This window comes from Psychromonas arctica (assembly GCF_036697365.1).
Lineage (GTDB): Bacteria > Pseudomonadota > Gammaproteobacteria > Enterobacterales > Psychromonadaceae > Psychromonas > Psychromonas arctica_A.
Genome location: NZ_JBAHZA010000013.1, coordinates 88,803 through 101,484, shown reverse-complemented (window position 1 = coordinate 101,484; position 12,682 = coordinate 88,803). Strand labels below are relative to the sequence as shown.

General features: G+C 36.3%; 13 protein-coding genes and 1 pseudogene. 2 read left to right on the top strand and 12 right to left on the bottom strand.

The genetic code is table 11. The annotated features are described in order from the left end of the window. Positions 1-134 (bottom strand): annotated as a pseudogene (locus V5290_RS17600) (transposase); the annotation flags it as partial. An 83-nt stretch (positions 135-217) separates the two neighbouring features. On the opposite strand from V5290_RS17600, the gene V5290_RS14055 reads away from it, so the two are divergent. Further along, on the top strand, positions 218-340 hold the full coding sequence (locus tag V5290_RS14055; protein ID WP_333387027.1) for a hypothetical protein: 123 nt from the start codon (positions 218-220) through the stop codon (positions 338-340). Positions 341-367: 27 nt separating this feature from the next. Here the strand turns inward: V5290_RS14055 and V5290_RS14050 are convergent, their stop codons facing one another. From V5290_RS14050 to V5290_RS14025, 6 genes are all read right to left on the bottom strand, one after another. Further along, positions 368-841 (bottom strand): hypothetical protein, encoded by a 474-nt coding sequence (locus V5290_RS14050; RefSeq protein ID WP_333387025.1) that lies wholly within the window; start codon positions 839-841, stop codon positions 368-370. A gap of 612 nt (positions 842-1,453) precedes the next feature. Further along, entirely contained in the window at positions 1,454-2,854 is a 1,401-nt protein-coding gene (locus tag V5290_RS14045; RefSeq protein ID WP_333387023.1) for an undecaprenyl-phosphate glucose phosphotransferase, read from the bottom strand. 46 nt (positions 2,855-2,900) lie between these two features. Beyond that, positions 2,901-4,151 (bottom strand): UDP-N-acetyl-D-mannosamine dehydrogenase, encoded by a 1,251-nt coding sequence (wecC, locus tag V5290_RS14040; protein WP_333387021.1) that lies wholly within the window; start codon positions 4,149-4,151, stop codon positions 2,901-2,903. Between the two features lie 2 nt (positions 4,152-4,153). Then, positions 4,154-5,275 carry a non-hydrolyzing UDP-N-acetylglucosamine 2-epimerase gene (gene wecB, locus V5290_RS14035; RefSeq protein ID WP_333387019.1) on the bottom strand — a complete coding sequence of 374 codons (1,122 nt, stop codon included), beginning with the start codon at positions 5,273-5,275 and terminating at the stop codon, positions 4,154-4,156. Between the two features lie 279 nt (positions 5,276-5,554). Then, positions 5,555-5,779 (bottom strand): DUF2835 family protein, encoded by a 225-nt coding sequence (locus V5290_RS14030; protein ID WP_333387017.1) that lies wholly within the window; start codon positions 5,777-5,779, stop codon positions 5,555-5,557. Beyond that, positions 5,779-6,549: a methyltransferase domain-containing protein gene (locus V5290_RS14025; protein WP_333387016.1), complete on the bottom strand. Its 771-nt coding sequence runs from the start codon at positions 6,547-6,549 to the stop codon at positions 5,779-5,781. The genes V5290_RS14030 and V5290_RS14025 overlap by 1 nt, the downstream gene beginning before the upstream one ends. Positions 6,550-6,808: 259 nt before the next feature. On the opposite strand from V5290_RS14025, the gene V5290_RS14020 reads away from it, so the two are divergent. Continuing rightward, positions 6,809-7,612, top strand: a complete 804-nt coding sequence (locus V5290_RS14020; protein WP_333387014.1) for an ElyC/SanA/YdcF family protein — start codon at positions 6,809-6,811, stop codon at positions 7,610-7,612. Positions 7,613-7,655: 43 nt separating this feature from the next. Here the strand turns inward: V5290_RS14020 and V5290_RS14015 are convergent, their stop codons facing one another. The 5 genes from V5290_RS14015 to leuB form a co-directional block, all read right to left on the bottom strand. Next, on the bottom strand, positions 7,656-7,838 hold the full coding sequence (locus tag V5290_RS14015) for a DUF1737 domain-containing protein (protein ID WP_333387012.1): 183 nt from the start codon (positions 7,836-7,838) through the stop codon (positions 7,656-7,658). 168 nt (positions 7,839-8,006) lie between these two features. After that, positions 8,007-9,461 carry a tRNA uracil 4-sulfurtransferase ThiI gene (thiI, locus tag V5290_RS14010; protein ID WP_333387010.1) on the bottom strand — a complete coding sequence of 485 codons (1,455 nt, stop codon included), beginning with the start codon at positions 9,459-9,461 and terminating at the stop codon, positions 8,007-8,009. 275 nt (positions 9,462-9,736) lie between these two features. Next, positions 9,737-10,273 carry a YaeQ family protein gene (locus V5290_RS14005; RefSeq protein WP_333387008.1) on the bottom strand — a complete coding sequence of 179 codons (537 nt, stop codon included), beginning with the start codon at positions 10,271-10,273 and terminating at the stop codon, positions 9,737-9,739. A 91-nt stretch (positions 10,274-10,364) separates the two neighbouring features. Next, a complete protein-coding gene (locus V5290_RS14000; RefSeq protein ID WP_333387006.1) occupies positions 10,365-10,961 on the bottom strand; it encodes a hypothetical protein in 597 nt (198 codons plus the stop codon). 466 nt (positions 10,962-11,427) lie between these two features. Continuing rightward, a complete protein-coding gene (leuB, locus tag V5290_RS13995; protein WP_333387005.1) occupies positions 11,428-12,531 on the bottom strand; it encodes a 3-isopropylmalate dehydrogenase in 1,104 nt (367 codons plus the stop codon). Positions 12,532-12,682 lie beyond the last annotated feature (151 nt).

Sequence of the window (12,682 nt, the reverse complement as noted above, 5' to 3'; positions counted from 1 at the left end):
AAAGTACTTAAATCAAGGTGTTTGTCGACGATATGAGAAAGTGCGTATTCAAAAGTACCGGGGATAATTTGCTGTGCAAAATCAATCGGAATGAATTTACTTTGGCAAGATAAGTCAGGTTTGTAGTTGGCCATCACATTTATCTCTAAACGAATAATAACTATTAGATCACAGACGATCAGCTCAATCAAGGTTGTTTTTTGTACAATGAGAGATTATGAAAAAAGAACGTAAAAACGTTCTTTTCGGAGAAATTCTACAGCCTCAACGCCTTGCTAAGCGGACTAAAATGGTTGGTTATAATCGCGAAGCGATGACCAACTGTTTTAGTTCCGTTTAAGCAACTTGTTATGCATTCTATGAAACGTTAAATATTACTGGACTTATAAAACTCATTATATAACCCAGAAGCTACAGCTGACTTCGCTACTGAGTGACATACTTTACTTTCAACTACTATGTCGCGAGCAGAGGATGTAAGGGCTTCTAAAAAGTTAGCAATAAAATTTGTACGATATTCTCCCCCTAATTCTATTGCACTTAACAATTTATCTATTAAGTTTTTACACTGCTTTTCTTTAGTCGCCTGTTTAATTAACAGTTTCACCCCGAGGGAAGTTACTTTTTGTGGTTTTTGCTTTTTATGCTTAGTATTCTCATAGAATAAAATACTAACAATTTCCTTTATTTCACTTTTTTCTTTTTCTGAAAACTCTCCCTTTTCCACCTCTTCAATTAAGAGTGAAATTCGATTTTCAGATGCAATATTTTTTTCTTTAGTATCCTGATAATAAAAAAATAAAACACCTGCAATTATTGCTATTAATAAAAATTTGTTCAAAAAAACTCCTTGAGGAATGCATAACATATTATTAGATAACAAATTGTCACACTTCCAGCGGAAAGATGGCAAACATCTAATGATGAATAATAGACTTAGATTACTGCAATCATCATTTTAATCAACAATTTAAAATGAAATGTGAAATATAAGTCATGTGGAAAGGTGACAAAATGCAGTATTTACACCGGAAATATGGCAAATTCTCTAGAATGTATAAATATACATATATTCTTTGTCGTAAAATCATGAATGGCTATTCTGCTTTATCAAGAAAATACAAGCAGGACAATTTGTATTGGGAAGTGATTTGAAAGCAGATTTTTTGACTTATTTACTGTTGATAAGGTTAAAGCAGACTGTACGAGCTCAGGTATTAATCAGTGCTAAATGCTATGCAGTGTTGTAAATAGATATATTCCCACTAAGGGCTATGAAGACTAGGAAAAGCCAAAACAAGCAGGCTGAAGCCAGCGCCCCCGAAAACCCAAATATTATGGGTTAAATACTAAGTTCAGATATTGATATAATGGCTGAATTTTTAACTGTCTAGCTGCCTAAGAGTGGTTCACTGTTTTAAATGTGGTGTTTTATCTCTCACCAATAATGTCTTTAATAAGCATTCTTATCCGTAAAGCCTCTGATGATAGTGAGAAAGATAATCTTGAGGTCGAAACTAATTGACCAATTTCGAATATATTCTAAATCAAACTCAACACGTTTTTGCATTTTAACTAATGTGTCGGTTTCTCCGCGCCAACCATTAATCTGCGCCCATCCTGTAATGCCTGGTTTAACTTTGTGACGTAACATGTAGTAATCAACTAACTTACGGTATTGCTCATTATGTGCAACAGCGTGAGGCCTAGGGCCGACTAAAGACATGCTGCCAAACAATACGTTAATAAACTGTGGTAATTCATCTAGCGATGTTTTACGTAACATAGCACCTAACTTGGTCACTCGCGTATCGCCGGGTACGACCTGATTAACAACCTTTCCGTTATCCATAGAGTGCATGGAGCGAAACTTCCAAACTTTAATGGCTCGCCCATCTAGACCATAACGTAATTGCTTAAATAGCACAGGCCCTGGTGAGTCTATTTTTATTAAGAGAGCAATAAATAACATGGGTAGTGAAATGATCAATAAAATGAGCATTGAACCTAGAATATCTTCGAGGCGTTTCAACAGCCTTGAAGGCCCTGTCATTGGAGATTCATAGACACTGATAGTTTGAATAGCACCAAGGTGTGATAAACGCGCATTAAGCAGATTAAAGGTAAAGAAATCAGGTACGATAAATACATCAATAGTCGTATCGCCTAATGACCTTAATACGCCTTCAATACGCTTTTGAGCGGCTAATGGCAAAGCAATGTAGATCACGTCAATACCACCAGCCTTAGCTAATTCAATACCTTGATTGATACCGCCGATTAGATGTTCTTTGTATTGATTGGGTGAACGTGCGTCAGCTCTATCATCATAAAACCCTGTCAGAATATAACCTGTCTCAGGTTTGTTAATAAACTGCTCTGCTAATAGCTCACCAGATCGTGTTAAGCCAAATACAGCTACTTTACGAGTATAAAAACCGGCTTTGCGACGTTTATAGATAAACAGATAGAGTAAGACCCTCCAACCACCTAATGCAATGCAATTGAACAGGATCCATAAGCCAACAATTAGGCGGGAAATATCTAAACCAGTTTTACTAAAAAACAAAAAGACGACGACACAAAATACGCCGGCAAACCAACATATAAAGGTCGAACTGGAAAGGCGAGAAAATTCACCGAGACGCCAACAACGATATAACTGATAGCTCTCGGCGGCAAAGAAAAAACCAATGGAAGCAATCAGGCCAACAACTAAGTAAGTATTGGTGAACTCTTCTTTTCTAATAAGCAGAATTAAAAACAAGCTTAGTTGAATAGTTAAAAAGTCGATTCCTCGGTATAACGCCGAGTAAACATTTTCACTGTCTTTTACATGCTGTTGTCCTGACATTTACTTCCCTTTAAATTTCTTCATTGGGCAGTAATAGCAGATAACGCTAAATAATACCCCGGGTATCAATCACTACTTTGGTTGCAAATTTAGTACGATCCGTCGCTTTAAATTGTTTATGGTCAACCAATACAACAATCACATTGGCTTTGTCTAATGCATCATCAAGTGAGGTTAATTGTAGTCCTGTTTTTGATAATGATTCTGGTAATTTTTTAATATTAGGTTCAACAGCAAGAATCTCTGCGAAACCTTTATCAACGAGATCCTCAACAATATTTAACGCAGGGCTTTCTCGTAAATCATCAATATCCGCCTTAAATGCTAAGCCTAAACAGGCAATCACTGGGCGTTTAAATTCATCGGCGGCACGTATTATTTGATTAACCACATAATGTGGTTTGTCGTCATTAATCAAACGAGCTTGTTTGATCATTTTAGCTTCTTCAGGGCAACTATCCACAATAAACCAAGGATCAACCGCAATACAGTGTCCACCAACCCCTGGTCCTGGGTTTAAGATGTTCACTCGAGGGTGGCGATTCGCTAACCTGATTAACTCCCAAACATTGATTTTTAATTTATCACAAATTACCGACAATTCGTTGGCAAAAGCGATGTTGACATCACGAAATGAGTTTTCTGTTAGTTTCGCCATTTCCGCGGTACGCGCGCTAGTCACGATACATTCACCACGTACAAACTTTTGATAAAGCTGTGTGGCTAATTGACTACAAGCGCTAGACATCCCACCTATCACTCGATCATTGGACACTAACTCTTGCAATACATGGCCCGGTAAAACACGCTCAGGGCAATGTGCAACCTTAATATCAGCTAGATCGCCTTTATCCTGCGGGAAAGATAGATCTGGACGAGCAGACTTTAACCAACCAGCTAATTTTTCAGTTGTACCTACTGGAGAAGTTGACTCAAGAATTACCAAATTGCCTTTGGCTAACACTGGCGCAATCATTTTTGCAGCAGATTCAATATAAGATAAGTCAGGAGAATGGTTTGCATCTGCAGCTTGTTTGAAAGGAGTCGGTACCGCTACCATAAATACATCAGCAGGTTCAGCTTGCGTTGTCGCGCGCAACTTACCCGTGGTAACAACACTACGAACAACAATATCTAAATCTGGTTCAACAATATGTATCTTCCCAGCATTAATCGTTTCTACTGCTTCCTTAACAACATCAACACCAATTACATCGATACCGCGTGAAGCAATAACGGCGGCTGTGGGCAATCCAATATACCCTAAGCCAATAACTGAAACGGTTTGAAATGGCATAATTAATCCTTTAATAATTCGTTTACTATTCGAGCGCTGGCTAAACCGTCCCCATAAGGGTTATGAGCTTTTGCCATAATTTGATAACTGTCGACTTGTGTTAATAATGCCAGTGTCTGTTCTGTAATACATTGCACGTCAGTTCCAACCAATTTCACTGTACCTGCGACAATCGCTTCAGGCCTTTCTGTTGTATCACGCATCACTAACACAGGCTTACCTAACGAAGGCGCTTCTTCTTGAATACCGCCTGAATCAGTAATAATCAGATAACAACGATTCATTAAATAGACAAAAGGTAAATAATCCTGAGGTTCAATCAAGAAAATATTGTCAAACTGAGTCAGTAAACGATTAACCGGCTCTCGCACATTAGGGTTGAGGTGCATTGGATAAACAATTTGTACATCCGGTTGAGCTTGGGCAATATTTGCTAATGCTTCACAAATACGTTCAAAACCACCACCAAAACTTTCACGTCTATGTCCTGTAACTAAAACCATTTTTTTGTTGCTATCTAAAAAAGGAAACTGTGCATCTAAACTACGTTGTAACGTTACATCAGCATCTAGTTTTTGCTTTACCCATAACAATGCATCAATAACAGTGTTACCGGTCACACTAATATGAGCTTCGGCGACTTGTTCTTTTAGTAAATTTTGTTTGGATAGTTCTGTTGGAGCAAAGTGGTATCGTGTTAATACGCCTGTTAGCCTGCGATTAGCTTCTTCAGGCCAAGGGGAAGAGAGATCACCGGTGCGAAGTCCTGCTTCTATATGCCCTATTTCAATCTGTTTATAAAAAGCGGCTAATGAAGCTGAAAAAGTAGTCGTCGTATCACCGTGAACCAATATCACATCAGGTTGAAAGTCATCCAATACCTGCTTTAAGCCATTAAGTATATTTTCAGTAACATCGAATAGATCTTGCCCCGCTCTCATGATGTTTAGATCATAATCAGGCTTAATTGAAAAAATATGTAGTACTTGATCTAGCATCTCTCGATGTTGTGCTGTGACGCAGACTTTACTCTCTATAGCAGGCTCAGCCGCTAGCTTATGCACTAAAGGCGCCATTTTAATCGCTTCTGGACGAGTCCCAAAAACGGTTAATACTTTTTTCATGAAAAATCCTATAAAACAATATTGGCTATGTCGATAAAGCAAATAGTTTGGGAAAATTGATAATGCTTCCCGAATAAATATAAATGAAAAACCTAGATTTAAGAGAACTTAATTTACTTTAACAGCTAAAAACGCCTTGTATTATATATAAAAAAAGTCAAATTCAAAGTAAAGACGCATGATAATTACAGCAAGCAAAGCGACTACTCAGTTAAGGGTAAAATAAATACTAGAATTTAAATTAAAGAAAAACAAAGTCAATTTAAAGTCAAAAACAAGTTAAGAGTGAAGGTAAATTAACTGCTTAAATTTATTTTCGTCTGTTAGTTGTAACTCAAAATATCCTCTGACACCTAATTGTGTAAAAAATGGGACAAAGCGCATTGCAGGTAATTGAATTGTAGCACCTTGCTCACTTCGCACTTTAACCACGGTATTAGGTACTCGATATAACTTTTCAAATTCTTGATAATTAATATTAATTCTAAAATGATAAGATTGCATTAGCCTTTCCTCTTTAAGGTTAAATGCGTATACCTGCCCAATGAAGCATAAGGCTCTTGGCGGCAGTAGCTAAGCTCCATCTTCAATAACTGCTCAAAACTGCTTTCAGCAACGTCAGGTGACTTCATGTAATCATGGATAACTCGAACACCTGTTTTCTGCACCGCGACCATGCTGGCTTGATCTAGCCAATTTAACACATCTTTTTCATATAGCGGATTAGTTGGTGATAAGCGCACCACTTTTTTGCGAGGCATGCCCAGTTCTACAAAGTTTAAATTACCTGACACTAAGTTAAAAAAGCGTTGTGCTTCTTTGTTATAGAACATTAATGACAAAAGTCCGTCACTTTTAAGCCACTGCAATAAGTTGATTAAAGTCCCTTGTGGGTCGGCTAACCACTCCAATACGGCGTGATTTAAAATCAGGTCAAATTGCCCAGAAACATGACCAGATAAAGATTGAATGGGACAATGTAATAAGGTGACATTCTGTTGGTAAGGCTGACCTTCAAGTTGTGTTTTAGCAACTTTTAATAATTCACCAGAAATATCGCACAATACAACTTGGTGACCTAGCTCTGCTAATTTTTGACTAAAAAAACCAAAACCACCACCAGCATCTAAAACTTTCAAAGACGGCTTGTCTAAGCGTTTTATACAGTCTTGAAGTTCTCGCCAGACAACTGCTTTTCGGATCTTACCTTTATCACTACCGTAAATGTTTTTTACAAATTTTTCTGCTATCGGGTCAAAGTTATGATCACTCACTACAACATCTCATCTATCTAATTTAATAAGCTATTGTACGTGATTTTATCCAAAAACAATCTATCTTGATATGAACAATATTCAAAATGCTAAGCAAATAATTTCAGTTCACTTCACCTAATAAATAGTGATATTGTAATGAAAACACTTAACTAAATAGGTAGAGATGAGTGAGCTAAATCAATAATTAAACCGTATTAATTCAATCAACTAGATTATCGATAAGTATCACTTCACAATAAGTAATAAAGGAATCTCAATGGAATTTATAATAAAAAAATGGGTTGGTGGGTTATTAATGCCTTTGCCTTTCGCTTTATTATTATTATTTGCTAGCCTTTTAATGTTATTTTTTAGCGATCGTCAGATGGTCGCAAAAGTGCTAACCCTATGCAGTTTCCTAATCTTACTTTCATTCAGTTTATTGCCTGCTGCCTACCATCTAACTAAACCATTAGAGCGTCAGTATCCGCCTTTACTGGCAGCTAACCAATCCTTTGATTATATATTAGTGCTAGGTTCTTCTGGCATAGATGACCCGAACTTACCCGTTACTGGACAACTTTCAGCGACTGCTTTAAGCCGTTTTAGCGAAGTGCTTCGTTTACACTATGCAAACCCTGATGCGATGATTATTGTTTCTGGATCTGGCTTTGGAGATACTAAAAGTCATGCACAACTGTTAGAACAATTGGCTACCGAATTCAATATTCCAAAGCAAAAAATCATTAGGTTAGATTACACTCAAGATACAGCACAAGAAGCGAAAGTAATGTCATTAATTATTGATGGTAAAAAAGCTGCTTTAGTAACTTCTGCAACTCACATGCCACGAGCAATGCAATTATTTAAACGTTTCAACCAGTCTCCCACTCCGGCGCCTGCAATGTATCTTGCCAAAGATAATAGCAATGGCTTGCCTTGGTATACTTACATACCTTCAGCCTATCAGCTCTACAAATCAGAAATTTCTATGCATGAATATTTAGGACAGTTACAACAATGGGTGCTTAAGAATCTGCAAAAACAAGAAATAATAACTGCGGTGACTAGCGAAGAATAAAACAAGCCAACATCTGGCTTGCTTACAGAGTATAATGCTCTATTTATACCAGTTGAGAAGGTCTTTTAATCACAGCTTGCCCGGCTACAACATGCTGGCCATTATAGGTCATGGTTGGAGAACCATAAAGCTCGTACCCTTCACTTAATGCTTTTGTGATACGCTTACAAAAATCTGAATCGTCTTTGCCGGTAATTAATCTATAGCTATCAATTGAATGAGGCATATCTTTGTATCCTTTTTAATAATGAGTGAACGCCTCTTCAGCATACGACTTTTTACCGCTATTCGCCTATTCTTTTTCAAAAAAACTGTGAATTAACAAACTACTTGCATAAAAAAACGACATGGTTAATGTCGTTTTTAGATAATGGATTTTCTGTTTAGGGTTACCCTATGGTCTATATACCTTTACATTTTCAAAACCAGCTTCTTTCAAATACAGAGCTTGTAACTGACTCATTACTCCTCGTTCACAGTAAAGTAGGTAAGTTTTACTTTGATCTAACTTTTCAAACTGATTCGCGAGTTTAAAGAAAGGAATATGTTTGATTTCAACACCATCAATCTCTAATGGTTTTTCATCTTCCTCTTCTGCAGAGCGAATATCGAGTAAGATTTCATTTTCTGAAAATTCAGAAACAGATTCAACTTCAGGCACTTTCTGCTTAGCGGCTGCAGCAATCTCTTTAATATCCAATGTCACTGCATCAGCAACTACTTGATCAATTAAATCCATATTGAAGTGTGATTCTTCTTTCTGAATTTTACTCATCACAGCTTTAACTGTTGGACGTTGTGAGATAACACCGCAATACTCAGGGATGGTTTCAGATATTTCAGATGTACCGATTTCACGCGCACAATCAATAATTTCTTGCTTATCCGTTGCCACTAACGGACGCAAAATCAATGTATCGGTTACTTGGTCAATAACAGAAAGGTTACGTAATGTTTGACTTGATACTTGACCTAACGCTTCACCGGTCACTAAGCCTTCAATAGCTAAATTATCAGCAACTTTACTTGCAGCACGCATCATCATACGTTTTAACACGACACCCATTTGACCGTTATCTACTTTTTCAAGGATTTCGGCAACAACTGGTTCAAAAGGAACGGAAACAAATTTAACACGATGTGAAGCACCAAAACGTTCCCATAAATGGTAAGCCACTTGTTTCACGCCAATTTCATGTGCTGCACCACCAAGGTTAAAGAAACAATAATGCACACGTGAACCACGTTTTAATAACTTGTAACTTGAAACACCAGAATCAAAACCACCTGAAATAAGTGATAATACTGACTCTTGCGTCCCTAATGGAAAACCGCCTAAACCTTGATGACGTTGGTCTATCATAAACAGTTTATCTTCGTTTATTTCAATATTAACGGTGACATCAGGATTTTTTAATTTAACTGAAAGCGCTTCAGTATGTTGATTTAAACCACCACCAACGTAACGCTCTACTTCATTTGAACCAAAGTCATGTGTACCAATTCGTTTCGCACGAACACAAAAGGTTTTTCCCGCTAAGCTATCACCAAAACAAGCTTTTGTTTGTTCATAGATATCATGAATGTCAGTAAAACTAGATTCTGTCACTTCTAAAAAGTGTGCAATACCAGGGGTACTTTTTAGGTAATGAATAACTGTTGCTTTATTATCTGGATCATCGTTAATACTACGTACGATGATTTTATCCCACTCTAGAATTACCTTAATATCTTCGTCATGACGAGTTAATACATTACGGATATTTCCCTGCAGCATTTTACTAAAACGCTTACGCACAGGTTTACTTTTCATCATGATTTCAGGAAAAAGTTTAACGATAAATTTCATGGGGGTACCAACTTTGGATTCAGGACTGTGTTAATTTTAAGAAACGCGGATTATACGCTGTCAATTGTAGTGTGCAATGTTTATACCAGCCATACTGCCCCACTAGTTTATTTCACTTGTTAAAATAACTTATATTTCACTGTAGATTTGATAAAAGAACAATAGGTTAAGCAATTGATATATTTAGTTAATATTTTTAATGTCCCTATTTACGGCTTTAGTTTAGTCACCTTTTCATAAACCAAGTTCAGATGACTTATTTAGTATAATTGGTATTATTCGCTTTTTAATGTTGTTAAGTTGACTTCACAACTTCCTTTATATGTCGCAATATAGAAAACGTTATCTGTCATCGTAATACTGAAATCCATCGTTCTCTCTACTAATGTAGCAAAGGCTTGTATTTGCTCAAAGTCAAACTGATATACCTGTGCTTTAGTTGTATTGAACTCTCTTTCAGATTGTTTCCACCACACATTAGATTTAGTATTGAAGCTATATACTTTTACGCTTTTAGCTTGATGGCAAGCTTTTTTAATACGCTCAAAGGCAGGTTCACCTACATCAATCCAGCATAAAAATTCGTCACTGTAATTCTTTGCCCAAATATCAGGGTCATCTGCCTCACTTAACCCTTTAGTAAAACTCAGAAATTCTTGATTATTCAGCACAAAAGCCAATGTACGGGTCACCATACGCTCAGTAGTTTCCGATGGGTGCTGAGCAATCGTTAGTGGAATCGTTTCATAAACATCATCATCTAAATTAGACACATTGATGTTCATTTTAATAATAGTCGGCTTTAATGCCATTTTTCTTTCTCCAAAAAAAACCACGTTAGATAACGTGGTTTAAAAATATATTAACTAGAATGTTACTTATTCGTTAGCGTTCTATCCCGAGCTACATGGATGATTTCTGTCTAGCTGTGATTATAAAAGCTAAGAATATAGCAAATAGAATTGAAGTACTAGGAGCAGGTACTCTTACTAAGGCTATTCCACCTTGATCGGCATTAAATGATGCAGAACCACCAAAAATCCATTCTTCCTCATAAATCCCATATGCACCATCATCAATATAACCATATGAACGAAACCTACCAGAAAAAGTATCGGGTGAATTTGATGTTCCAAATAAATCTAAGAAATCAATCGTAAATTCAGCTGCATAAGAGTCTTGGTGTGAAACTATATTATTCCCGTTCCAAGGAATACCTTCTCGACCATCGATATCTTTATAAGTATCTATAAAAACAGCTTCCAACATTGCGATTGCTTCTTCGTGTGTTGCTAAACGAAAAGCATTGCCATAACCTGGTTTATCAAATACTTCGATTGCTTCTTCTTGTGTTAACTCTGATGTAAATGACCAATCTAACCAATCTAACCCGTTAACCGTAGTGTAAGTATTATTATCAATAACGGTAGCCTGTACGAAGTTAAATAAGTTACTAAGTGTAATAGCCAATATAAATATGATTTTATTAAATATTTTCATGTTCATCCCTAACATAATTAAATTTAAAAATTATAAAAAAACCATAATATCAACAAAAGTGAATAAATAGTCAATTTAAATATTAAATAAAAAAATGCTTTTAGCAGAAAAACAGATCAGCTATCTCTCTGGAGTTAGTATTGATTCAATTTTGAGAGTTGTACCAATTGCATTAAATAAGTGATCTAAATTTTGCGCAGGAAAAATGACTTAGTTTAAGGCGTAACTTAAGTTAAATAGTTATTCTATTTACGAAAGTTACAACGAAGAAATAAGTTATTTTAACAAGTAAAATAGATCAGTTAATTAGTGTGATTGGTATTACCTTAATGGAGGTAACTATTTTTAGGGTATTTATAATGAAGAAATCGATTTTTAAGCAGTATGATTAAGCTTTATAAACTCATGTTCAAGATATCAAAAAGCCACGTAAAACGTGGCTTTATAAATTTTTAATGAATAAAAATTATACAGGCATTTTAGCTAATTCTTCACAAACCATATCACCGAATTCAGCAGTACTTACTAAGTTTGCTTCACCTTCTTTAGATAGGTCTGATGTTGAGTAACCGTTTGCAAATACACTTTGCATTGCAGCCCACAGGTTTTTCGCTTCTTTTTCCATACCAAAGCTCATTTCTAACATCAGTGCAACAGATCCAATCATTGAGTATGGGTTAGCAATACCTTTACCAGCGATATCTGGCGCAGAACCGTGAGATGGTTCGTAATAAGATTTCTCAGGGCCTTTACAAGCAGAAGGCATAAGACCTAAAGAACCTAAGATACCACCACCTTGGTCACTTAAGATATCACCAAACATATTTTCCATTACCATTACGTCAAACATTGTTGGTTTTAGACATAGGTAAGTTGCAGCTGCATCAACAAGAATATTGATTACTTCAACTTCAGGGAAGTTTTTGCTTTCTTCTTCAACGATTTCATTCCACAAAACACTTGATTTTAATACGTTTGATTTATGGATGTTGTGCATTACTTTTTTACGTTTCATTGAAACTTCAAAACCAACGCGGATGATTTGGCGAATTTGATCTTCATCGTATTCTAATACTTCACGAACAAAACGCTTACCTTCAGCATCAACACCTGTTTCTTTCTCACCGAAGTATAAACCACCTACTAATTCACGGATTAGCATGATGTCGATACCGTCACCTACTACAGACTCTTTTAATGGAGAGAAGTGAGCTAGACCTTTTGGTAAGTAAACAGGACGGAAGTTAGCATAAGTGTTGTAACGACGACGTAATGGTAATAAAGCGCCACGTTCAGGCTGTTCGTCAACTGGAATTTTTTGAGAGTCTTCGTGATTTAAACCAATCGTACCTTTTAAGATTGCATCTGCTTTATCACAAGCCGCTTTTGTTTGTTCAGGGAAAGATTTACCTGTTGCGAAGTAAGCAGCAGCACCAAATAATACGTCGTTTAATTCAAAATTAACGTCAGCGTTACGCTCTTCAACTAATTTTAAAACCTTTACCGCTTCCTTCATAACTTCAGGACCGATGCCGTCACCAGCTAATAAAGCAATGTTATATGTAGTCATTATAATTCCCTAAATGATATTCGATTGTTTTTCTTGGGGCACATCATAAGGTATAAACGGCGAGAATTTCAATGCAAGATGATAATTTTTACAATTTAATGAAAAGATTAATAAAATTTGCAGCCTAAATGTAAAAAGCACACTAATCACT